At 35.9% G+C, this 23224-nt stretch carries 22 protein-coding genes; 16 read left to right on the top strand and 6 right to left on the bottom strand.

The features are described 5' to 3' along the window. Positions 1 to 948, bottom strand: a complete 948-nt coding sequence (locus tag IQI_RS09320; protein ID WP_064092372.1) for an MBL fold metallo-hydrolase — start codon at positions 946 to 948, stop codon at positions 1 to 3. Between the two features lie 150 nt (positions 949 to 1098). Between IQI_RS09320 and IQI_RS09325 the strand changes: the two genes are divergently transcribed. From IQI_RS09325 to IQI_RS09335, 3 genes are all read left to right on the top strand, one after another. After that, positions 1099 to 1344 (top strand): YkuJ family protein, encoded by a 246-nt coding sequence (locus IQI_RS09325; RefSeq protein ID WP_064092373.1) that lies wholly within the window; start codon positions 1099 to 1101, stop codon positions 1342 to 1344. A 139-nt stretch (positions 1345 to 1483) separates the two neighbouring features. After that, a complete protein-coding gene (cbpB, locus tag IQI_RS09330) occupies positions 1484 to 1924 on the top strand; it encodes a cyclic-di-AMP-binding protein CbpB (protein WP_064092374.1) in 441 nt (146 codons plus the stop codon). Positions 1925 to 2225: 301 nt separating this feature from the next. Next, positions 2226 to 3716, top strand: coding sequence for an MDR family MFS transporter (locus IQI_RS09335; RefSeq protein WP_064092375.1), 1491 nt, complete (start codon positions 2226 to 2228; stop codon positions 3714 to 3716). Here IQI_RS09335 and IQI_RS09340 read toward each other — a convergent pair. Further along, complete coding sequence (locus IQI_RS09340; protein ID WP_064092376.1) at positions 3711 to 4439, bottom strand: sulfite exporter TauE/SafE family protein; 729 nt, start codon at positions 4437 to 4439, stop codon at positions 3711 to 3713. The genes IQI_RS09335 and IQI_RS09340 overlap by 6 nt on opposite strands. Before the next feature lie 105 nt (positions 4440 to 4544). Here IQI_RS09340 and IQI_RS09345 point away from each other — a divergent pair, with 105 nt between their 5' ends. From IQI_RS09345 to IQI_RS09355, 3 genes are all read left to right on the top strand, one after another. Continuing rightward, a complete protein-coding gene (locus tag IQI_RS09345) occupies positions 4545 to 5429 on the top strand; it encodes a LysR family transcriptional regulator (protein ID WP_064092377.1) in 885 nt (294 codons plus the stop codon). 92 nt (positions 5430 to 5521) lie between these two features. Continuing rightward, positions 5522 to 6232, top strand: coding sequence for a 2,3,4,5-tetrahydropyridine-2,6-dicarboxylate N-acetyltransferase (gene dapD / locus IQI_RS09350; protein ID WP_064092378.1), 711 nt, complete (start codon positions 5522 to 5524; stop codon positions 6230 to 6232). Between the two features lie 102 nt (positions 6233 to 6334). Continuing rightward, complete coding sequence (locus tag IQI_RS09355) at positions 6335 to 7462, top strand: N-acetyldiaminopimelate deacetylase (RefSeq protein ID WP_064092379.1); 1128 nt, start codon at positions 6335 to 6337, stop codon at positions 7460 to 7462. 45 nt (positions 7463 to 7507) lie between these two features. Here the strand turns inward: IQI_RS09355 and IQI_RS09360 are convergent, their stop codons facing one another. Beyond that, complete coding sequence (locus tag IQI_RS09360) at positions 7508 to 8356, bottom strand: mechanosensitive ion channel family protein (RefSeq protein WP_064092413.1); 849 nt, start codon at positions 8354 to 8356, stop codon at positions 7508 to 7510. 400 nt (positions 8357 to 8756) lie between these two features. On the opposite strand from IQI_RS09360, the gene IQI_RS09365 reads away from it, so the two are divergent. The 8 genes from IQI_RS09365 to IQI_RS09400 all read left to right on the top strand — a co-directional run bounded on the left by IQI_RS09365 (position 8757) and on the right by IQI_RS09400 (position 18302). After that, a complete protein-coding gene (locus tag IQI_RS09365; protein ID WP_064092380.1) occupies positions 8757 to 9299 on the top strand; it encodes a peroxiredoxin in 543 nt (180 codons plus the stop codon). A gap of 142 nt (positions 9300 to 9441) precedes the next feature. Next, positions 9442 to 9897 carry a TlpA disulfide reductase family protein gene (locus IQI_RS09370; RefSeq protein ID WP_064092381.1) on the top strand — a complete coding sequence of 152 codons (456 nt, stop codon included), beginning with the start codon at positions 9442 to 9444 and terminating at the stop codon, positions 9895 to 9897. 197 nt (positions 9898 to 10094) lie between these two features. Next, the gene (locus IQI_RS09375; RefSeq protein WP_064092382.1) at positions 10095 to 11849 is read left to right on the top strand and encodes an ABC transporter ATP-binding protein; all 1755 of its coding nucleotides are present in this window, start codon (positions 10095 to 10097) and stop codon (positions 11847 to 11849) included. A 9-nt stretch (positions 11850 to 11858) separates the two neighbouring features. Beyond that, positions 11859 to 13682 (top strand): ABC transporter ATP-binding protein, encoded by a 1824-nt coding sequence (locus tag IQI_RS09380; RefSeq protein ID WP_064092383.1) that lies wholly within the window; start codon positions 11859 to 11861, stop codon positions 13680 to 13682. Between the two features lie 285 nt (positions 13683 to 13967). Beyond that, entirely contained in the window at positions 13968 to 14915 is a 948-nt protein-coding gene (locus IQI_RS09385) for a nuclease-related domain-containing protein (protein WP_064092384.1), read from the top strand. Positions 14916 to 15114: 199 nt separating this feature from the next. Beyond that, positions 15115 to 16452, top strand: coding sequence for a cytochrome ubiquinol oxidase subunit I (locus IQI_RS09390; RefSeq protein WP_064092385.1), 1338 nt, complete (start codon positions 15115 to 15117; stop codon positions 16450 to 16452). A gap of 60 nt (positions 16453 to 16512) precedes the next feature. Next, the gene (locus tag IQI_RS09395; RefSeq protein WP_064092386.1) at positions 16513 to 17526 is read left to right on the top strand and encodes a cytochrome d ubiquinol oxidase subunit II; all 1014 of its coding nucleotides are present in this window, start codon (positions 16513 to 16515) and stop codon (positions 17524 to 17526) included. Positions 17527 to 17645: 119 nt separating this feature from the next. Beyond that, complete coding sequence (locus IQI_RS09400; protein WP_064092387.1) at positions 17646 to 18302, top strand: potassium channel family protein; 657 nt, start codon at positions 17646 to 17648, stop codon at positions 18300 to 18302. 79 nt (positions 18303 to 18381) lie between these two features. Here the strand turns inward: IQI_RS09400 and rnjA are convergent, their stop codons facing one another. Together rnjA and IQI_RS09410 are read right to left on the bottom strand one after the other, a co-directional pair. Beyond that, positions 18382 to 20049, bottom strand: coding sequence for a ribonuclease J1 (gene rnjA, locus IQI_RS09405; RefSeq protein ID WP_064092388.1), 1668 nt, complete (start codon positions 20047 to 20049; stop codon positions 18382 to 18384). A gap of 4 nt (positions 20050 to 20053) precedes the next feature. Further along, positions 20054 to 20260, bottom strand: a complete 207-nt coding sequence (locus tag IQI_RS09410) for a DNA-dependent RNA polymerase subunit epsilon (protein WP_064092389.1) — start codon at positions 20258 to 20260, stop codon at positions 20054 to 20056. A 617-nt stretch (positions 20261 to 20877) separates the two neighbouring features. On the opposite strand from IQI_RS09410, the gene IQI_RS09415 reads away from it, so the two are divergent. After that, positions 20878 to 21651, top strand: coding sequence for a Cof-type HAD-IIB family hydrolase (locus IQI_RS09415; protein WP_064092390.1), 774 nt, complete (start codon positions 20878 to 20880; stop codon positions 21649 to 21651). Positions 21652 to 21707: 56 nt separating this feature from the next. On the opposite strand, the gene def is transcribed toward IQI_RS09415, so the two are convergent. Further along, positions 21708 to 22262, bottom strand: coding sequence for a peptide deformylase (def, locus tag IQI_RS09420; protein WP_064092391.1), 555 nt, complete (start codon positions 22260 to 22262; stop codon positions 21708 to 21710). 271 nt (positions 22263 to 22533) lie between these two features. Here def and IQI_RS09425 point away from each other — a divergent pair, with 271 nt between their 5' ends. Further along, positions 22534 to 23196, top strand: a complete 663-nt coding sequence (locus tag IQI_RS09425; protein WP_082892646.1) for a YkyA family protein — start codon at positions 22534 to 22536, stop codon at positions 23194 to 23196. Positions 23197 to 23224 lie beyond the last annotated feature (28 nt).

Here is a 23224-nt window from a genome sequence, read left to right on the forward strand (position 1 = left end):
TCAATCTCCTTTTTCGTACTTCATTAAATAATCTACAATTCCCATTGCCGAAACATTCATATCAAGCCTTAATAACTGAAAGATGGGATCCCCTGCTTCAACTCCTTTTTGTATCATGGTTTTCTTTGAAAGGTCGAAAAGTATAGAGGTAATCTCTTCAATATTAACTTCTAATGAATTTTTCGGGTCAAAATATGTTTTACCACATTCCATAAATAAGTCCAGCCATTTCTCAACTTCCAAAAGGGCAAATGATACGTCTTCAGTAGGACCATAATGTCCAAAATAAAGGTAATCTAACTTTAAACCTTTATAAAAAGCAATAGCTTCCTTCATTTGTATTGGATTAAATTGGTTAGGTGAGGTAGACGGAAAATAAAAATGTTTCGAACCGACAGTATATTGAATTCCACTCGTATCTCCTGTAAACATCCCGTTCGAGACAGGGTCATAAATACTTAAATGATGGTTGGAGTGTCCAGGTGTATCAAAAAAGGTTAACGTACAAGTATCGCTTAGCTTTAATAAGTCTCCATGTTGTTTAATTTCAATTCTATCCTCGGGTATGGATTTAATGGGGGCAAACAATTCATCAAATTTATTTCCATATACTGCCTTGGCTCCAGAAATTAATCTAGAAGGGTCAATAAGGTGCCTTTGTCCTTTAGGATGAACGACGATTGTAGCATTAGGACATTCTTCTAAAAATAGACCTGCTCCGCCAGCATGATCAAGATGGATGTGAGTTAAAATTATGTATTGAATATCTTCTAAATTAATGTTTAACTTAGAGAGACCTTTTTTTAGGTGAGGTATAGAAGGGCTTGCAGATGTTTCAATAATAGTTAGGGACTCTTCATTAATGACATAACTTCCTGTACGTTCCTTTAAGGATAGATCCATTAAGTCAATTAAAGATATACGAGAATCTATACGATAAATACTCATCTTAACAATCCTTTCTGCTTCTAAATGATTTCTATTTTTAGTATAAAGGATATTATGAAAAAAAGGACAAAACATTAGAATTTACAGGATAGAATCTGGTACAATGCAAAAGCTATGACCAAGTATCAGATAGGAAAGGAGAGACCGTTTATGTCTCAGCTTCTTGGAATTATACAAAGACTAAAAACCTTACAAGAACAAGGTGAACAAGGGGAAACTCAACAAAGATTCTTTGAGTACAATGGAAAGAAAGTTTGTGAAGTAAAGTACTTACCTAAACAGGATACTTTTGAAATTGAAGTAGTAAATGAAAAAGGAAGTACCTTCCCTTTTGATAACATTGATATTACAGCAATAGAGATATATGAGCTTCTTCAAGAAGCAATTCAAGACTAATAAGATGAAAAAGGGCAGCCATGTAAGGATTCTTCTTTGGCTCCCTTTTTTTGTATTTTTAATCTTGAAAACATACATTGTGCTGACATTGTGTTAAAATTATTGTGGTTACATTTAATAATAAAACGAGGGGTTATAGATGATTTCACTAAGTAATCAGGAATTATTAGATACCAACATAACAGATTTCATTATTCCTTCTGAAAAAGTAGCTCATGTGCAAGTAGGAAATTCTCTTGAACATGCTCTACTATTGTTAACAAAGAGTGGTTATTCTTCCATTCCGGTTCTTGACCCAAGGTTTCATTTTCAAGGTTTAATTAGTTCCAGTCTTATTACGGATTCAATTTTAGGACTTGAACGGTTTGAGTTTGAACAGCTTGAACTAAAGAAGGTAGAAGAAGTTATGACGACAGACTTTCCAACCGTTTCCCTGGAATCAAAGTTCAAAGAAGCTATTGAACTTTTGGTAGATCATCCTTTTTTATGTGTTATATCTGAAAATGGATATTTTGAAGGGATTTTGACAAGAAGAGTCGTGTTAAAACATTTTCAACGCCATATGTATAAAATGTCATAATAAGTGCAAATACATAAGGCTGTTTAAAAATGAATGTGTTAAACGGTAGGAGGGTGGCTTTATAGTCATCCTCTTTTATTTTTGGGGATTCTTTATTAACTAAGTTCAGAGTGCAAGAAAGGCTTTTCTCTAACCGTGTATGGTAGTTATTTTAAGAAACTCATGCTTAGAAAGGTGATAGGAGAGGAAGCGAGCTGCAAACATTCACTACTCCCTTTATAGAAAGCAACAAAGATTGTGTGAAGAGCCTTATAGAAAGAAAAAATCCATTTAATAAACTACATAATTAGAGGAGTAAAGTATGAATAGTACTGGAAAAAATGCAGGTAAAAAGACAAATAGACCCATTGTATTAGTATCTGTTATGCTCGCAATGTTTATGGGGGCCATTGAAGCGACTATTGTATCCACCGCTATGCCTGCTATTGTTGGGGATTTAGGTGGATTTTCTTTATATAGCTGGGTTTTCTCTGCCTATCTTTTAATGAATGCAATAACTGTGCTGATTTATGGAAAGTTATCTGATATTTTCGGAAGAAAACCAGTCATAACGTTCGGAATTATTATATTTTTAATTGGTTCAATTTTATGTGGATTTTCACAGCATATGGAGCAATTGATTATGTTTAGACTGATTCAAGGGCTTGGGGCAGGAGCTGTACTACCTATGGCCACCACAATTGTTGGAGACATCTATTCAAAAGAAGAACGAGCAAAAATACAAGGATATTTATCAAGTGTATGGGGACTTTCAGCAATAAGTGGTCCACTTGTTGGAGGAATCCTTGTCGAATTTGTGAGTTGGCGATATGTATTTTGGGTTAATATCCCTTTGGGAATCCTTGCAATTGTAGGACTTTGGATGTTTTTACATGAAAACATCGAAAAGAAAAAGCCAGTCATTGATTATGGAGGGGCGACTTTATTGGTCATTTCGATCTCTTCGCTGATGTTTGTTTTGGTAGAAGGTGGGGTGCGCCTTCCTTGGTATTCATGGGAAACCATTCTGTTAATCGTCACATCAATCATTACACTTGCTTATTTTATTTATCACGAAAGAAAAGTGCCTCAACCTATGATGCCGTTTGATTTATGGAAGGTCCGTTCTATATTGGTTGCGAACCTTGTGTCATTAACAACAGGCGTAATGTTAATAGGAATATCAAGTTTTTTACCTGCTTTTGTACAGGGAGTAATGGAAAGAAGTGCAACCGTTGCAGGATTTACATTAACTGCTATGAGCATTGGTTGGCCAATTTCTGCCACGATTGCAGGTAGGCTTTTATTAAGGATAGGTTATTACAAAACATCATTAATAGGAGGAGTGTCTCTTGTTATTGGGGCAACGATCTTTTCCCTCATGGAGCCATCTTATGGCCCGTTATGGGCAGCGGCCGGTTCCTTCTTTATTGGAATCGGAATGGGTATGTCCTCTACTGCATTTATTGTCTCTATTCAATCAAGTGTGGAATGGAAGGTTCGAGGTATCGCCACGGCTACAAATATGTTTATGAGGAACTTAGGAACGACGATTGGAGCAGCCTTACTCGGAGGAATATTGAACAGTCGACTAAAAGAATATTTCGAAGATGCGAATATATCAAGAGATATTTCAATTGATAGTACTAACTCTCTATTAAATAAATCAGAAAGAGAACTCTTACCTCCACAGCTTCTTGATGTATTACAAGAAGGGCTTACTGAGTCTCTACATGATGTTTACCTTATTGTCCTTCTTTTTGCGGTCGTAAGTTTTATAGGGATATTGTGTTTGCCAAAGGACCGCTCATGAAAAAAACAATTTTATACCAAATTGCAATATTAAAATCATTGTAATGAAATTTAATAGAAGCTTGACATGTGAAATATCTATTTTTTTCGCTATCCTCACTGCTAATGATGCACCTAGAAAAGCACCAGCGGCAAAAGGAATTCCTATACTCCAATCTACATGGCCATTTTGGAAGTAAATAGCGAATGCACCAAGACAACTAACAAATGTCTGGAATCTTGTAAGGGCAATAGATTTTAAGTAACTAGATCCGTGCAATAAATGAGTATACATTAACATTGTTGCTTGACCCGGCCCGAACATTCCATCATACGTACTAATAAATAAAAGGTAACCAAATAGTGTTCGACGCTGTTTATGATTTCCTTTAGGTTTAATCCCCTTATTTATACTTAAAAATAACGCCATGATTAAAAATAGAAAAGCTATAGTTTCTAAGATTTTAGTTGAAATTTGATCTGCTATCACAGCCCCTGTCATCCCTCCAATTAAAGCAATTGGAAGGATTGGGAGACATTCTGATAAGGTTACTCTTTTGTCCCTCAATAAGTAACCAAAACTAGAGGAAGAGCTAATGATATTTGAAAATTTAGCAGTAGCGATACTAATGTGAACAGGAATGCCTAAAAGTAGCATAATAGGCATTCCTATTAGTCCCCCGCTACCTGCAAGTGTTCCGATTAAGGCTACGAGAAAACCTGTCAAAAATAATACCATCTCCATAAATGCTCACCCCTTCTTTATACTTCAGCTTATTCGATTAACCTTAATAATGAAATTCTATAATTATTAAGATATAATATAAGAAAAACTTATGAAGGTGAGAATATGTCCTTTTCTGAATATGAAATTTTACATGTTCTGGCACAAGAAATGAACATGCGCAAAGCTGCTGAAAGATTATTCGTCTCCCAGCCCGCACTCTCTCAAAGACTCCAGAACGTAGAAAAAGATTGGGGGACTAAACTTTTTCTCCGCTCTCAAAAAGGGTTATCCTTAACACCTGCTGGTGAACTTGTAGTGAAATTAGCTGAAGAAATGCTGTTAAAAGAAGAAATCGTTAAAGAGCAAATTCAATCCTTGGAATATGAGGTTCACGGGACGTTGAAAATTGCTTGTGCTTCCATTGTTGGTCAGAATTGGCTTCCTAAAGTGTTAAAAAAATTCGTAGAAACCTATCCACATGCAAAGATTTCGTTAATGACAGGATGGAGCAGCGAAATATTAAAATCCATTTATGAAGATGAAGTCCATATCGGCATCATTCGTGGAACGCCTGATTGGAAAGGTCCTAAGCATCACCTGTTTCAAGATACACTGTATTTAGTAGATCGTGAAATACAATCTGTTGAAGAGGTAATGAAAACGGATCGACCTTTTATCCAGTTTAAAAGTGACTCCAATTATTATCAGGAAATTCAAGATTGGTGGCGTCGGCAATTTCAAACCACTCCTAAGCGAACAATTGTAGTGGATCAAATTGAAACATGTAAGCAAATGACCCTAAATGGAATTGGTTATGCTATTTTACCAGCTATAACACTAGATGGGATGGAAGAAAATATCTACAAAATTCCATTGCTTGATGAGCATGATACGTTGATCCATCGAGACACTTGGTTACTAGGCTATGAATCTGCGTTTCAATTAAGGCAGGTTGAAGCATTTGTTGAAGTAATAAAGCAATTTTTAAATGAAAATGAAGACGAATAAAATTGGTTTTTAGTTGTCTTCTTTCCTTTAATTTGATAAAGTAATTCAAGAAACAAATTCTGAATATATACATAATTCTGGAGGGTATTAAAATGAAAATGATGGATGCACACGAAATTATTTCTTTTATTCAAAATAGTACAAAGTCAACACCTGTAAAGGTTTATGTTAAAGGTGAATTAGATGGAATCAACTTTGGTTCATCCTCACAAACGTTTCTTCAAGGCAATACAGGTGTAGTATTTGGAGAATGGAGTGAGTTATCTACCATTCTTGAAGAGAATAAAGATAAAATAGAAGACTATGTTCTGGAAAATGATCGTCGTAATTCGGCCATACCTTTGTTAGACCTTAAGGGAGTAAAAGCACGAATTGAGCCAGGAGCGATTATTCGTGATCAGGTTGAAATTGGTGATAATGCCGTTATCATGATGGGTTCAGTTATTAATATTGGTTCCGTTGTAGGTGCGGGAACCATGATTGATATGAATGTAGTACTAGGTGGAAGAGCTACTGTCGGTAAGAATTGTCATATCGGAGCAGGTGCAGTACTGGCTGGAGTTATTGAGCCGCCTTCTGCTAAGCCTGTTATCATTGAAGATGATGTTGTAATAGGAGCAAATGCAGTCGTATTAGAAGGGGTAACAGTAGGGAAGGGTTCCGTAGTTGCAGCTGGAGCAGTCGTTGTCGATGATGTACCTCCATATACCGTGGTTGCAGGTACACCTGCCAAAAAGTTAAAAGATATTGATGAAAAGACAAAATCTAAAACAGAGATTAAACAAGAACTACGTCAACTTTAATTGATTTACATCGCTTACCTTATAGAAGAAAAGAACGGACGAATATAAGAACCCTTTTCGTCTGTTCTTTTCTTGTACTGTCATATTGTTAGGAGGAGAAGCATGTCTAATGTAGATTATAAAAAAATAAGAAGAGATCTCCACCAAATTCCCGAGTTAGGATTCCAAGAGCATAAAACCCAGCAATACTTAATGAATTATATTTCCTCTATGCCTTCAGACCGGTTTGAAATGAAGACTTGGAAGACGGGAATTTTTGTAAAAGTGCATGGTACAAAGCCTTCAAGAATGATTGGATATCGTGGCGATATTGATGGATTGCCTATTCAAGAAGAGACTGGATTAGGTTTCCCCTCTGAACATGAAGGTAAAATGCATGCATGTGGTCATGATTTTCATATGACGATTGAGTTAGGAGTTCTTACTCACTTTATTCAACACCCAATCGAAGATGACATACTCTTTATCTTTCAACCTGCAGAGGAAGGACCTGGTGGTGCACAGCCCATGCTTGAAAGTGACATCATGAAAGAGTGGAAACCGGACGTAATCTTTGCCTTACATATTGCTCCTGAGTATGAAGTCGGGACAGTGGCAATCAAAGAAGGGCTTTTATTTGCTAATACTTCTGAATTGTTCATTGAGTTTAAAGGAAAAGGTGGGCACGCAGCATACCCTCACCAAACAAAAGATATGATCGTTGTAGCATCTTCATTTGTCACCCAGCTTCAATCGATCGTCTCACGAAACGTGGACCCTTTGGATAGTGCTGTGATTACTGTTGGAAAAATGGAAAGCGGAACGGTCCAAAATATAATTGCTGAAACAGCTAAGCTGGAGGGGACGATTCGAACTCTTTCTCCCAAATCCATGATCAATGTAAAAAATAGATTAGAAGCTTTAATTGAAGGAATGAAAATTAGCTATGACTGTAATATACATATTGATTATGGAAGCATGTATTGCCAGGTCTATAATGACCCTGAATGGACAAAAGATTTTATTTCGTTTGTAGAGTCTGCTGATAAAGGGAACCTTGTCATTTGTAAAGAAGCTATGACCGGAGAGGACTTTGGATATATGCTGGAAGAAATCCCGGGATTCATGTTTTGGCTAGGAGTAGACTCTCAATATGGTCTGCATCATTCAAAATTAGACCCTAATGAAGATGCCATTGATTTTGCCATTGGTCTAATGAGTGACTATATAGGCAATCTGAAAAACCTCTAATGACATAAAAGATGGGCTTACGTGTGTGAGCCCATCTTTTTCGTATTATTGTTCTTTTTTCTCAATATAAACTTGGTGTGGGAAAGGAATTTCGATCCCATTTTGATCTAATGCTTCTTTTAAAGCTTTTCGAAGCTTACGTTCTACTCCCCATTGTTCCATGTTTTTGGTTTTACAAAGAACTCGTAATACAACATCAGAAGCACCAAGAGTTTGGACACCAAGGACGTTTGGTCCGTCTACAATATTGTCGTCTTCTTGTGAAATTTGATCACAAACCTGTTGGAGAACGACCATGGCTTTATCAATGTCATCATCATACGAAATCCCGATATCTACAAGTGCTCTCATGTTTCCTCTAGAATGATTGCTTAAGCTTGTGATCTCTCTATTAGGAACATAATGCAAAGTGCCGTCAAATCCTCGAATATGAGTCGTTCTTAATCCAACTTCTTCAACAATTCCTGAAAAACTTCCCGTTGTAACATAGTCACCAACATCTACTTGTTTTTCTAAAAGAATAAAAAATCCTGTTACGACATCACTAACTAATCCTTGTGCTCCAAAACCGACAGCCAGACCGATAATTCCAGCTCCTGCTAAAATTGCGGTTACTTCAATCCCGAAAATTTGTAGTATAGTAACAAAGAATATAAAGATAAGTACATAACCTACAATGTTCTTTGAAAGGCTCTCCAGGGTTTGTGCGCGGCCTTCAGATACATCTTTTCGTTCACGATACTTTTGGAAAATTCTTTTAAGAACCCTATTAGCAGCAACTTTAACAAGTATAAAAGCAATCCAAATAGCTAACAATTGTAAAGCGCCGATTCCAATCGTTACAAGTAATCCATTCCAATTAAAATTGGTAATCCGATCACCCAGTACATTCATTCCTAGTATGTAATTCAAACAAATCATCCTTTCACCTTTACTACTAATGTTTAAATTGAACGATTATAGTATACACAAAACTATATGGGTTATGTCAAAGGTGCAACCCTTAAAGTGCATATTGTTTTATTCCCCTGGGGAGAAATGATAAACTCTATATGTCGTCTGATTAACTACATATCAGTAGATGTAAGAGTAAATGTTGGTGATTAGGGCAAAACAAATAGGGGATTAGAAAAGGTTAATTATAATGATTTTAATCTTACAATTATTATAATTTGATATTGACTAAAATTAACTAATCCTTTATAATGGAAATCGTGAGTCAGAAAGGGCAGACAATCTTGTCTCTCCCTTACTCAAGATAATTTAACATAAAACTCATTGGAGGGATTTATTCATGGCTGAACGCATGGTAGGTAAACAAGCTCCTCGTTTTGAAATGGACGCTGTAATGCCAAACAAAGAATTCGGTAAGGTATCACTTGAAGAAAACATGAAAAACGGAAAGTGGACAGTATTGTTCTTCTATCCAATGGACTTCACTTTTGTATGTCCAACTGAAATTACGGCAATGTCAGACCGTTACGATGAGTTCGAAGATTTAGATGCTGAAGTTATCGGTGTTTCAACAGATACTATTCATACACACTTAGCTTGGATCAATACAGATCGTAAAGAGAATGGTCTAGGTGAATTAAAATATCCATTAGCAGCAGATACTAATCACAGTTTATCTCGCGATTATGGTGTACTTATTGAAGAAGAGGGTGTAGCCCTTCGCGGTCTATACATTATCAGCCCTGAAGGAGAAATGCAGTACCAAACAGTATTCCACAACAACATTGGACGTGACGTGGAAGAAACGCTTCGTGTACTACAAGCTCTTCAAACAGGTGGTCTTTGCCCAGCAAACTGGAAGCCAGGACAAAAAACTTTATAAGTTTCAAATGAATAAAGGCCTAACCGTTTGTTAGGCCTTTTTCATGTTTCCATGTTTATAATGTACTTTTTTAAATTGTATCATGAGTGCAAAACGGTAAAGAATAATTTAAAAGAACCAATAATTTAAAGGAGGAGTTATTATGAGACTTCGTGAACCTATGCCAGCATTACAGGGGGCAACAGAATGGTTGAATGGAGAACGATCAAAGGAAGATTTAGTTGGAGATAAACCAACGCTTATTCACTTTTGGTCTATTAGTTGTCACTTATGTAAGGAGGCTATGCCTCAGGTAAATGAATTCAGAGACAATTACAGCGATAAGTTAAATGTTGTTGCTGTCCACATGCCACGTTCAGAGGACGACCTGGATCTTGATGAAATCAAGAAAGTGGCAGCAGAGCATGACATCACTCAACCAATCTTTGTGGATTCTGAGCACAAATTAACGGACGCATTTGAGAATCAATATGTACCTGCTTATTATGTGTTTGACAAAGAAGGAAACCTTCGTCATTTCCAAGCCGGAGGAAGCGGGATGAAAATGTTAGAAAAACGTGTGAACAGGGTTTTAGATGAAATAGAAAAAAGTGAATAATACCTTTTATGGAGAAAAGATCGGTCATTAGACCGATCTTTTTTTACTGGATTATTTTTAACATAAATAAGAATAGTAAGACTAAATGAATAATTCATAAAAAAGTAAAAAATTCTAAAAAAAGGGTAGATAATTATTTCGAAAACCGATATATTTATTTATACGTCGTTTTTGCAACAAGGGAAGGGAGAGAGACTATGGAAACGTTTAAGAAATTAAAAGGCTTTTATTGGCCATATAAAAAGTACTTTATTATTTCAATGTTCTTTTTGATATTTGTAACAGGAATTACAGTCGTTTATCCAATGATTTTACAAATAACGATTGATGATGTCATTTTAAAAGGGGAATACGAGTGGATTCCTTATCTTGCTTTTGGATTTATTGGAATTATGGTGATTAAAGGCATTACCACTTTTATTCAACAATATTATGGAGACTTATTTGGAATTACGTCTGTATATCGCTTACGTAATGAATTGTATGAGAAGCTTCAGTTCTTGCCCTTTAGATATTATGACAATGCTAAAACGGGAGATCTAATGTCTCGTTTAACGGCAGATGTGGAAGCGTTTCGCTTTTTCTTATCTTTTGGTTTTTCAGAACTATTACGATTCTTTCTTTTAATTACTGTTAGCTTTGGAGTAATGTTTTATTATTCTCCTTCATTGACTTTTGTCACCCTCGTTTCATTACCATTTTTAGCAATTGCCGTTTATAAATTTGATAAAGCTGTTCATCCCGCCTTTCGAGGAATTAGAAAATCGTTTGGTAAGCTGAATACAAACGTACAAGAAAATATAAGTGGTATCAATACGGTGAAGTCTCTTTCTAGAGAGGATTTTCAAATTAATAAATTTAATCAATCCAATGGAGATTACAAGGACAAATACTTATTCACATCAGATATTTGGTCAAAATACTTCCCTCTCATGGAGTTTTTAGGGAATATAAGTGTCGTGACTCTCCTTGCCTATGGTGGATATTTAGTGATGAATGGAAACCTTCAACCGGGTGAGTTAGTCGCATTTTATAGCCTAGTGTGGTATATCATTTGGCCTATTATGAATCTAGGTTTTACAATTAATTTGTTTTCTCAGTCAAAAGCTTCCGGAGAACGTTTGTTAGAGATCTTAGAAGCCGATGAAGAAATCATAGACCGTTCTGACGTTGTTAATGTAGAACGAATGAAGGGTGAAGTAGAATTCAAACATGTTTCATTAAATTATGCGGTTCACGATGAAGCAGCATTAGAAGACATCTCATTTAAAGCAGAACCAGGTAAAGTAATCGGCTTAATCGGGAGTACTGGATCAGGGAAAACAAGTATTACTCAATTAATCACTCGTTTTTATGAACCAGATGATGGAGAGATATTGATAGATGGAAGAGATGTAAAAGATTATTCTTTAAAATCACTTCGGAAAAATATTGGATTTGTTCTTCAAGAATCATTCTTATTCTCATCTACTATAAAAGCGAATATATCATATGGACGCCCTGAAGCCACAATGGATGATATCATTGAAGCGGCAAAACGGGCACAAGCACATGAATTTATTACAGAGCTTCCAGATGGATACGATACCAAATTAGGGGAAAGAGGACTTGGTCTCTCAGGAGGACAAAAACAAAGGATTGCGATAGCTAGGGCAATATGTACAGATCCATCTATTATTATTCTTGATGATGCAACAAGTGCCGTTGATATGGAAACTGAATTTAGGATTCAGCAAGCACTAAAAGAAGTCATGTCAGATAGAACGACATTTATTATTGCTCATCGTATTTCATCATTAAAACATGCAGATGAAATTTTAGTATTAGAAGATGGAAAAATCGTAGAGAGAGGGGTCCACGATTACTTATTAAACAATAACGGACCTTACCAACGAATATATGATATTCAGTACAAAGATCAAAAAAAGATACTACAAACTCAAGAAAGGTAGGTGAGGGGAATGAGAAAGAAGAAGAATGTTAACAAAAGTGTTTTAACCAGATTTCATTATTCAACCGATCAGGTCATCGATAAGCCATTTAACTGGGAACAGCTATGGCGCTTACTGACTAATTTGAAGCCATATTCTAAAAAGCTACTTCCCCTTTCGATTATTACCGTTCTTATTACAACAGCTATACGATTGGTCATTCCGATATTAATCGGGGTATACACACTCGATAAGGCGATTAGACAAAAGGATGGAGACTTATTATTTACTCTGGTTAGTGTAATTGCAGGGCTATATGTTCTAAATTACGTAGCGAATGTCCTTCGCATTCGGTGGATGAATCGCTTAGGTCAAGGTGTAATATACGATTTAAGAAAGCATTTATTTAGTCACGTGCAGTGGCTTTCTCATCGCTTCTTTGATCAACGTTCAGCAGGATCTATTTTAGTTCGAATTATGAATGATATTAATTCTCTGCAAGAGCTTTTTACAAACGGGGTAATCAATCTATTAATGGATATGCTTCTACTTGTGGGGATTATCGTTATTCTCTTCACGTTAAGTCCTGAATTAACACTGGCTGTCATGGTCATCCTGCCAATCATGTTCTTTATTTCAACAAGCTTACGAAAGAATATCAGAAGATCCTGGCAGATGGTTCGATTAAAGCAGTCAAAATTAAATTCCCATTTAAATGAAAGCATACAAGGAATTCGTGTTACTCAATCATTTACTCAGGAACAAGAAAATATGGCGTTCTTTGATGGAGTGAACACTGAAAACTATGATAGCTGGAAAACTGCAACTAAAAAGAATGCCATGTTCAGACCTCTAGTAGAGTTAACCAATGCCATCGGTACCGCGGTTCTCATCTGGTACGGTGCTCAGCTCATTCAAAGTGGCTCACTCCAATTAGGAGAATTTGTTTCCTTTGCATTTTATTTAGGAATGTTCTGGGAGCCGATTTCAAGACTAGGCCAAGTGTACAATCAACTTCTCATCGGTATGGCGTCATCAGAGAGAATTTTCGAATTCCTTGACGAAGAACCAATCGTAAATGAAAAAAGAGACGCAATGAACCTTGATCATATCAAAGGAAGAATTCAATTCGAAAATGTTGAGTTTTCCTATGATGATAAACGAAAAGCATTGCAAAACATTCATTTGGAAATGAAGGCGGGTCAAACAGTGGCATTGGTTGGTCATACTGGTTCTGGGAAAACGACCATTGCAAACCTAATTAGTCGTTTCTACGACCCTACGAAGGGTGAAGTGAAAATTGATGGTGTTAACCTAAGAGACGTAACGGTATCAAGCCTAAGAAGTCAAATTAGCATTGTGCTTCAAGACACCTTTATCTTCTCAGGAAGCATCAAAGACAATATTCGCTTCGGAAGACCAGACGCAACCGACGAAGAAGTAAAAAAAGCTGCAGAAGCCATCGGTGCGAATGAATTTATAGAGAAGCTTTCCAATGGATATGAAACAGAGGTGGAAGAGCGTGGGAATGTCTTATCCGTTGGAGAAAGACAACTACTCTCCTTCGCAAGGGCACTATTAGCCAATCCAAGAATCATCATCTTGGATGAAGCCACAGCATCCATTGATACAGAAACAGAAGTGAAAATCCAAAATGCCCTTAAAAAATTATTGAATGGCCGTACAGCCATCATCATTGCTCACCGCTTATCAACGATTCGAGAATCTGATAATATTTTTGTATTAGAACACGGTAGAATCAAAGAATCCGGTAATCACGACGAGTTGATGGAACAACAGGGAGACTACTACGAATTAGTAAAATCACAGTTTAAGATGTTAGATGCTATGTGAGTATAAAAGGGAGGCCCCGCACTTTATGGTGTGGGGTTTTTTGGTGAAGAGAGAGGTATGTCGAATTTTAGTGAATGGCAGATATTTTTAGGATAATGGCAGATAAAATTTAAAAGCGGCATATAAAAATATAATATGGCAGATATGTGACTATAACGGCAGATAAATAGAAATAATGGCAGATAAAAAATTCACAATGGAAAGTCTATCAAATGTATAAGAAAAAGAGGGAAATTGATGTAACATAGCGAATAATATTTACAACTAAATGAAAGGAGAGAAAATTTGATAATAAAAAATAGGAAAATCCCCTTATCCATCCTCTACAATCAAGCATTAATAAGAAGAATTTCTCCAGACTCTATTCATCTTCCTCAAATTCAAGCAGACCTTCTTAAATTATGGGCAGGTTACCATGGTGAGTGTAAGGTAGACCGTCATTTAAGTACAATCGATAATCCTGATTTATTTATCCTCAATGACCTTTGCCTTCCAATTGGATCTACTTTTTTTCAAATCGATTCGTTGATTCTATCTAAATCATTTTCAGTGATTATTGAGGTAAAAAATATTGCCGGTGTATTAGAAATAGGTGGTGAGTTTGAACAATTGTCTAGAACAATTAATGGAGAGACTACTGGATTTACAAATCCATTATCTCAAGCTAAACGGTATAAAATTCATCTGCTTCACTGGATGAAAATGAAAAAGATACCTATGCTTCCTGTTGAATATTTAGTTGTTTTCACCAATTCATCTTCTATTTTAAATTCAATGAAAAATAGTCAAAACAACTTAAAAAGAATCATTAGAGTAGAAAACCTAGTTCCAACATTTATGTCATTACAACAAAAATATTCTATTGTTCATTTGATTAATAAACAATTAAAGAGATTAACCAATCTTTTAAATAAAAGCCATATTCAATATCCAAATAATATGACTGAAGAAAAAATTATTAAAGGAGTGCAATGCACATCCTGTCTAGAATTTTCCATGATTAGAAACCAATCTTCTTGGTTTTGTCCAAATTGTGAAATCTATGATAAAAAAGCACATGAACAGGCGATTTATGATTATTTACTATTAAAACACCCCACAATTAATAATAAAAAAGCCAGAGAATTTCTTAGAGTGGATTCCCCAAAGGTTATCCACCGATTACTAAACAACATGAACTTAGCTAGTAGAGGAGAAAAGAAAGCCAGAGTATACTTCCTTCCAGATTATTAACCCCTAAGCAACATAATTGCAATCAACATCCGAAACTACTAAAATTAGACACGAATAAATGTTTGTGAAAAATGTCACAAAATATTCATGTTCAATATATCACAAACTCAATAATAGGTTTTATAATGGGGTATGAGTGATAAAGAGAAGTATAGATTATATGTAAACAACGTTAGTAGACCAGTAGGGGGAGTGTAGAATGGTTTTAGATAGTGTGATATTAAGTAGAATGCTTACGTCAACAACCCTTGCATTTCATATTATATTTGCAACCATCGGTGTTGGGGTGCCGGTGATGATTTCAATTGCTGAATTCATGGGAATTAAGCGTAAGGATCCTCATTATCTTTTATTAGCCAGAAGATGGGCAAGAGGGTTCACGATAACTGTAGCTGTTGGGGTAGTGACAGGGACCGCGATTGGGTTGCAATTATCCATGCTCTGGCCATCATTTATGCAGGTTGCCGGACAGGTTATTGCACTGCCTCTGTTTATGGAAACCTTTGCGTTTTTCTTTGAAGCTATTTTCTTAGGAATTTATTTATATACATGGGATCGATTTAAGAACAAATGGGTTCATTGGCTGTTAACAATCCCGGTCATGATTGGTTCTTCTGCCTCTGCGTTATTCATAACAATGGTAAATGCATTTATGAATACACCACAAGGCTTTGAATTGAAAGATGGGAAGGCCATTAATATTGATCCGATTGCGGCCATGCTCAACCCTGCGACACCAACGAAAGTATTTCATGTTTTAACGACTTCTTATCTTACAGCTGCCTTAATATTAGCAGCAATTACGGCTTTTGCTATTTTGAAGAAGAAAGGTGGAGATTATCATCGTAAAGCCTTGCGCTTGACGATGGTATCGGCACTCATCTTTGCATTTGGTTCAGCGTTTGCAGGAGATCTTTCTGCGAAGTTTCTAGCTGAATATCAACCTGAGAAGCTGGCAGCAGCTGAATGGCATTTTGAAACAGAGGAAAATGCAGACCTAATTGTCTTTGGAACATTAGATGAAAACAATGAAGTCCATAACGAGATCCGGTTACCTGGATTTTTAAGTTTTCTGGCAGGAAGTTCTTTTGATACAGAGGTAATTGGATTAAACGAGTTTCCAGAAGATGAGAGACCTCCACTATGGGTTCATTACTTATTTGATTTAATGGTATCAATAGGATTCTTCAGCATCTTTATTTCAAGTGTTTTTATTCTGTTTTGGAAATGGAAAAAGAGAAATGAGTGGAATAAGCCACTTCTATGGGGAATCGTTGCAAGTGGACCACTGGCTATGTTTGCTATTGAATTTGGCTGGATTTACGCAGAAGTAGGTAGACAACCTTGGATATTAAGAGGATATATGAAAGTAGCAGATGCAGCGACCAAGGCTGATGGTGTAGGATTAACCTTTGCTTTATTTGTAGGGTTATATATATTACTCGGTGTGTTGTGTGTAATCGTATTAATAAAAATGTTTAAAGATAAACCAGCAGAAGCTGAGCTAGAACAACGCTTTCCTAAGAAAGCAAGTTAAAGAAATAATAGCCCCTGTTAAAAAGGGGTTTATTATCCGGTTTTTAAGGGAGGAATGGGTATGAGCTTGGAAATAGTGGGGATTACCGTATTATGGTTGTTTTTGTACGGTTATCTGATCGTCGCTTCCATTGATTTTGGGGCAGGGTTCTTTGCCTTTTATGGAAGATTGAAAGGAAAAGAACATACATTAAATGTACTAATCAGCCGATACTTATCACCCGTTTGGGAAGTGACCAATGTCTTCTTTGTTTTCTTCTTTGTTGGACTCGTTGGTTTTTTCCCAGATACAGCGTATTATTATGGAACAGCTTTACTGATTCCAGGTAGTATTGCAATTATTTTATTAGCCATAAGGGGAAGCTTCTATGCTTTCAATAACTATGGATCAAAAGACAGTATTGTTTATTTATTTTTGTATGGTGCTACAGGGTTATTGATTCCAGCTTCCCTATCAACGGCTTTGACAATTTCTGAAGGCGGATTTTTAGAGCTAACAGGGGATAAAGTTATTTTTCTGGCTGGAGAGCTATTTACCAGCCCATATTCATGGAGTGTTGTTGTATTATCCATTGTATCCGTGTTATTCATTAGTGCGACCTTTTTAACGTACTATGCTGACCGTGCAGGAGACTTGGATTCAAGAGAAGAGTTAAGAAAATTCTCCTTGTTCTGGAGTCCTCCAACAATTCTCGCGAGTTTACTTGTTTTCGTATCATTAAGAGAGCATAATCTTGAGCACTTTACGAGTGCTATTGAAATTTGGTGGATGTTTGGACTATCGCTAGTGTGCTTCTTTGGAGCTTCTCTGATGATATACAAGCGAAAGAACTTTGGAACAGCATTTATATTGGTAATGCTTCAATTTTTCTTTGCTTTCTTTGGGTACGGAGCATCCCATTTACCTTATATTTTAAAACCTTTCATTACGATTGAAACGGGTGTAACGAACCCAACGATGGGAATGGCTTTAGTCATTGTTTTCATTGCAGGATTACTCCTATTAATTCCATCCTTATATCTCCTGATGAGGTTATTCCTGTTCGATGCAGATTATGTGAAAGGTAGAAAATAGCGTTTACATTAAAGGAGAAAAAATAATTTTTCTCCTTTTTTTATGCTAAAATATAGATATGAAAGCAGGTTTGAACTATTACTTGCGTGATTTGGAATATAGCGGTGGGGGAGTTCATTTTGAAAAAAGAGTTTGTAGTCATTGGATTAGGTCGGTTTGGAGGCAGCATAGTACGATCTCTGTCAGAACAAGGGATGGAGGTTATGGCAATTGATCAGGATGAGGATAAAGTAAACGAATTTTCTTCTATTGCTTCTCATGCTGTCGTAGCGGATTCAACAGATGAGTCTGTACTTAAAAGCTTGGGAATACGAAACTTTGATCACGTTATTGTTGCAATCGGGGATGATATTCAATCCAGTATCCTAACCACGTTAATGTTAAAAGAAATTGGTGCAAAAAATATCACAGTAAAAGCCCAAAATGATTATCACGAAAAGGTATTAAGGAAAATAGGGGCAAATCAAGTAGTACATCCAGAACGAGATATGGGAAGAAGAATTGCCCATAATATTGTTTCAAATAATGTATTAGATTACTTAGAGCTTTCTGATGAACATTCCATTGTTGAGATCGTAGCAAATGATCATTTAAGTGGAAATACTTTGATTCAGTTAGATATACGTGCTCAATATGGTATTAACATCGTTGCTATCAAACGAGATCGAGATATTATTGTCTCACCACAAGCTGATGAACAGATTCGAGAAGGGGATGTACTTATTGTGATAGGTGCAGATTCTGATATTAGTCGTTTTGAAAAGAAGGTATTATAATAAAAAACGCTGTTTCGATTAACAAACAATAAAAAGAGGCTGATCCGAATGGGATCAGCCTCTTTTTGATGACTCTGTATTAAACTTCCATGATAATTGGTAAAATCATTGGACGACGTTTAGTCTTTTCATATAAAAATGGTGCCAGAGTATCTGTAATTTCATTTTTGATTTCTGACCATTGAGATGTTCTTCTTTCAAGAACTTTGTTTAAATGCTTAGAAATTAGGGTTTGAGCCTCATTTATGAGGTCTCCCGATTCACGCATGTATACAAATCCTCTTGAAATCAGGTCTGGGCCAGATGCGATTTTGAAATCTTTCATGTCGATGCTGACAACGACAATGACCAATCCTTCTTCTGAAAGGATGCGACGGTCACGCAGAACGATGTTTCCGATATCTCCGATTCCACTACCATCGATATATACATTACCAGAAGGGATTTTACCGGCTACTGAAGCAGAGTCATTGCTCAATGCAAGTACTTCTCCATTATCCATGATGAAGCAGTTTTCTGGTTGAACTCCACAATCAACTCCTAGTTGAGCATGCATCTTCTGCATTCGGAATTCACCGTGTATAGGCATGAAGAATGTTGGGTTCATTAAGCGAAGCATAAGCTTCATTTCTTGTTGACCACCATGACCTGAAGTATGGATATCACTTAGAGAACCGTGAATTACTTCTGCACCAGCGCGGTATAAAAGGTTGATGGTTCGGTTAACGCTAATCGTGTTCCCTGGGATTGGTGAAGATGAGAATACTACTGTATCCCCAGGTTGAATTTGGATTTGACGATGTGTACCGTTAGCAATTCTAGAAAGTGCTGCCATCGGCTCACCTTGAGATCCAGTACATAAAATCGCTACTTCGTTTGCAGGTAAACGGTTAATTTGTCCGTGCTCAATAAAAGTATCCTTAGGAGCACTTATATACCCCAGTTCCTGTCCGATTGTAATAGCTGCTTCCATACTTCGTCCAAATACAGCTATTTTACGGTTGTGATATACAGCTGCTTCAACCACTTGCTGTAAGCGGTGAATGTTAGAAGCAAAAGTAGCGAAGATAACGCGTCCGTCTACTTTTCGGAAAATATCATTGATGCTTTCGCCTACTTTACGTTCGGACATCGTGAAGTTTGGAACTTCAGCATTTGTACTATCAGAAAGTAGACAAAGAACGCCTTCTTTACCGATTTCAGCCATTTTGGTTAAGTTCGCGGGCTCACCAACTGGTGTGAAATCGAATTTAAAGTCACCTGTATGCACGACATTTCCAGGGGGAGTCTTTACGACGATCCCGTATGAATCTGGTATGCTGTGGGTTGTTCTAAAGAAAGTTACCGATGTTTTACGGAACTTGATTACATCATCTTCTTTAATCACATTAAGTTTGGCATTTCGTAATAATCCGTGCTCTTCTAATTTGTTTTTAATTAGTCCAAGGGCAAGTTTACCACCATAAATAGGAATATTTAATTCACGTAGTAAATAAGGGATTCCACCGATATGATCCTCATGACCATGTGTAACAAAGAGACCTTTTATTTTATCAGCATTCTTTACTAGATATGTGTAATCTGGAATCACATAATCAATCCCAAGAAGTTCATCTTCCGGGAACTTAATTCCTGCATCAATTAAAATAATCTCGTCTTGAAATTGTACGCCGTATGTGTTTTTACCGATTTCACCTAAACCGCCAAGGGCAAATACAGCGGTTTGGTCATTCTTTACAAATTTCATCTAATTATTGCTCCAATTCGAAAGAATGGTGGTTTTGTTCATACTCTAAAAAAGCGCCCTCTAGCTTTTGTACGAATTCAATGTTATACGGTTTGTCTTTTAAATTTAGGCGTACTTCACGTTCTGAATCTGCTTCCATGTAAAGGGATTGAGTGCATTCGCGAACAGGCACTTCAGCTTTACTTTCTTGATAAAATACTTTGAAAATCATGTCTTTTCTCTCTCCTTATCCGTTTTCAAAAATCTAACTTTCATCTATGATAAAAAAGTTATCAACATATTAAATGCACTAATCAATACTAGTATTGGTTATGTATGCTATAAATTATAAAGGATTATGTCTTGTAAATAAAGTTTTTGAAGTAATCCTTTATAAATCGTTCATAATAAAGAATAGGGACTGCACCAAAGGAGACGAAAATGCTCACTAGTGGCGTCAGTCCCTGTATATTTAAGAAAACGTATGACATTATAACCGGATAAATACATTTTAGAATAAATCTGCGATGAGTATTTCAGCAGTATTTATAATGATTATGCAATCGTTTTTTTTCTAAGTAAATCTTTCCACCGTTTCAAAAGCTTCTTTCTGAGCTTCTTTAACATGGTAGATCACTCCTTATTTATTAGTTTACCGAGAATTTCCTTTGAAGTAAAGGTTGAATACTACGAACGTTTCTATTGTCTTATTTATATTGTACGGAATATCTTCAAACTCTTACATGGTTAAGTTTGGTAAATGGAGATGTTATGCTCCTTTATTGACATTCTTTTAAGATAAGAGTAGCTTAAACAACGGATATTTTATTTAAGAAAAGGAGAACAGATATGTCAAAAATTGTTTTCTTCGATATAGATGGAACATTATTAGATCATGATAAAACATTACCGGATGCTACCAAGGAAGCTATTAAGACATTGCAGTCTAATGGAACTTACGTTGCCATTGCAACTGGTAGAGCACCATTTATGTATGAAGGCTTGAGAGAAGAGTTGGGCATTGAGTCCTTTGTTTCTTTTAATGGTCAATACGTAGTCTTTGAAAATGAAGTCATATATACAAATCCATTAAAAGTGGAAATTTTAGAAACGTTGTTAGAGGATACATATTCGAACGATCATCCAGTGGTTCACTTAAACCACCAGACAATGAAGTCGAATCATAAGCACCATCCCTTTATAGAAGAAAGTATGGGGAGTCTGAAATTTCCTCATCCTGATTATTCGCCACAATTCTATAAAGACCGAGATATTTACCAATCACTCTTATTCTGTACAAAAGAAGAAGAAAACTTTTACCGGAATAAATATGGAGATGATTTCACCTTTATTAGATGGCATCAATATTCTATGGATATTCTCCCAAAAGGTGGATCAAAAGCAGAAGGTATCAAGAAAATGATAGCTAAATTAGGGTTCAATTTAGAAGACGTATATGCTTTTGGAGATGGTTTGAATGATATCGAAATGATTCAATCCGTTGGAACAGGAGTAGCGATGGGGAATGCGGTTGAAGAAGTTCAAAGACATGCTAACATGATTACCAAGCATGTTGATGAAAATGGGATATACCATGGGTTAAAAGAGTTGAAATTAATATAATTAATACGTAAGGACTGCTACTAAACGTAGCAGTCCTTACTTGTTTATCTTCTGTCTTATCTTTCAATGGCTATTGCACCAGGAATTGGTTCAAATGGACGATCTTGATTGATATGATCATAGAACATTATACCATTTAAATGATCGATTTCATGTTGAAATACAATAGAAGGGAGCCCTTTTAATCTTAACTTTACTTCATTTCCTTCTACATCCCATCCCTTTACAGTAACTCTGGCGTATCGAGGAACTAACCCTGGGACTTGCCTGTCGACAGAAAGACATCCCTCTCCTGACGTTAAATAAGCTTTTTCAACAGAATGACTGATGACCTTTGGATTAAATAATGCATAACTGAATAAGTTTCCTTTATTATCGGTTACGTTTACAGCCAGCATACGTTTAGATATATTTATTTGAGGTGCAGCAAGACCGATTCCTGGTCTTAAGCCGTATTGATTGGCTATCTCAGGGTTTTGACTATTGATTACATATTCTAACAAGCTTTTTAATATCTCTTGATCTTCTTTAGTTGGTGGCAAAGGAACTTCCTTAGCGACTTTTGTTAATGTAGGGTGGCCTTCACGTATGATGTCGTTCATTGTAATCATTAAATTTTTCCTCCTCAATACAGTAGCAGACATTGAATTCATTCATTATATTTGCACAGCTATTTTGTATGATAATAGTCTATCATTTTCCTTTTGAAAAGTTAATGGAATAGATTCAATAACCATGGAATACTCTTTCTATTCATGTCATAAATTCTTAATAGGAGAAAAGTCCAATCGACAATTTTTTCCACAGTTGTAAATCCCTATTGTCAAATCAGTTAGACATATATATAGTAGAAGATGGTAAATAGTTAAGGGGGATCAAGCAGTGTCGAAATTTCGTTTTGCTTTCATTTTAGGAGCCGCAATTTTTGTGCTAATGGGTTGTATTGGTGGATCTTCTCCTGAAGAGAATATCTATAATATTCTTGAAGAAACGTTTACAAAAGAAGATCAGTATGTGAAGGTTCAAAAGCCACTTCAAGAATTAGAAGAAAAAGAGAAAGAAATTTATACTCAAATCATGGATCTTAGTATGAAAGAATTTAAAAAGATCGAATCCCTTTCAAATGATGCTCTTGAGAATATTGAAAAAAGAAAAGAGTACATCGAAAAGGAAAATAAGTCTATGAATGAGGCATCAGAAGAATTTGCTAACATTGAAGAGTATGTGGGTAAAATAAAGAATGAAGACCTCAAAAAAGAAGCAGAAGTATTACAGAAAACAATGAAAGAGCGTTATGAACTTCATGAAAAACTAACTTCTTCTTATTTAGAGGCACTGACGTTAGATAAAAAGCTTTATGAACTATTCAAAAAAGAAGACTTAACAATAGAAGAACTAGAGAAACAAATCACTTCTATTAATAAACAATATGAAAAAGTTGAGTCTTTAAATAAAGAGTACAATTCAAAGACTGAAGAATTTAATAAGTATAAACAAGATTTTTACTCTTCTGCTGGTCTGGAAGTAGAAGAAAATCAGAAATAGAAAACATAAAAGGAGAGACTACAACGTA

Origin of the sequence: Rossellomorea aquimaris TF-12, from assembly GCF_001648555.1 — a bacterium.
GTDB classification, from domain to species: domain Bacteria; phylum Bacillota; class Bacilli; order Bacillales; family Bacillaceae_B; genus Rossellomorea; species Rossellomorea aquimaris.

Coding starts and splice junctions, on each gene's coding strand:
- IQI_RS09320 (WP_064092372.1), bottom strand. CDS start 948: ATGAGTATTTATCGTATAGATTCTCGTATATCTTTAATTGACTTAATG.
- IQI_RS09325 (WP_064092373.1), top strand. CDS start 1,099: ATGTCTCAGCTTCTTGGAATTATACAAAGACTAAAAACCTTACAAGAA.
- cbpB (WP_064092374.1), top strand. CDS start 1,484: ATGATTTCACTAAGTAATCAGGAATTATTAGATACCAACATAACAGAT.
- IQI_RS09335 (WP_064092375.1), top strand. CDS start 2,226: ATGAATAGTACTGGAAAAAATGCAGGTAAAAAGACAAATAGACCCATT.
- IQI_RS09340 (WP_064092376.1), bottom strand. CDS start 4,439: ATGGAGATGGTATTATTTTTGACAGGTTTTCTCGTAGCCTTAATCGGA.
- IQI_RS09345 (WP_064092377.1), top strand. CDS start 4,545: ATGTCCTTTTCTGAATATGAAATTTTACATGTTCTGGCACAAGAAATG.
- dapD (WP_064092378.1), top strand. CDS start 5,522: ATGAAAATGATGGATGCACACGAAATTATTTCTTTTATTCAAAATAGT.
- IQI_RS09355 (WP_064092379.1), top strand. CDS start 6,335: ATGTCTAATGTAGATTATAAAAAAATAAGAAGAGATCTCCACCAAATT.
- IQI_RS09360 (WP_064092413.1), bottom strand. CDS start 8,356: ATGAATGTACTGGGTGATCGGATTACCAATTTTAATTGGAATGGATTA.
- IQI_RS09365 (WP_064092380.1), top strand. CDS start 8,757: ATGGCTGAACGCATGGTAGGTAAACAAGCTCCTCGTTTTGAAATGGAC.
- IQI_RS09370 (WP_064092381.1), top strand. CDS start 9,442: ATGAGACTTCGTGAACCTATGCCAGCATTACAGGGGGCAACAGAATGG.
- IQI_RS09375 (WP_064092382.1), top strand. CDS start 10,095: ATGGAAACGTTTAAGAAATTAAAAGGCTTTTATTGGCCATATAAAAAG.
- IQI_RS09380 (WP_064092383.1), top strand. CDS start 11,859: ATGAGAAAGAAGAAGAATGTTAACAAAAGTGTTTTAACCAGATTTCAT.
- IQI_RS09390 (WP_064092385.1), top strand. CDS start 15,115: ATGGTTTTAGATAGTGTGATATTAAGTAGAATGCTTACGTCAACAACC.
- IQI_RS09395 (WP_064092386.1), top strand. CDS start 16,513: ATGAGCTTGGAAATAGTGGGGATTACCGTATTATGGTTGTTTTTGTAC.
- rnjA (WP_064092388.1), bottom strand. CDS start 20,049: ATGAAATTTGTAAAGAATGACCAAACCGCTGTATTTGCCCTTGGCGGT.
- IQI_RS09410 (WP_064092389.1), bottom strand. CDS start 20,260: ATGATTTTCAAAGTATTTTATCAAGAAAGTAAAGCTGAAGTGCCTGTT.
- IQI_RS09415 (WP_064092390.1), top strand. CDS start 20,878: ATGTCAAAAATTGTTTTCTTCGATATAGATGGAACATTATTAGATCAT.
- def (WP_064092391.1), bottom strand. CDS start 22,262: ATGATTACAATGAACGACATCATACGTGAAGGCCACCCTACATTAACA.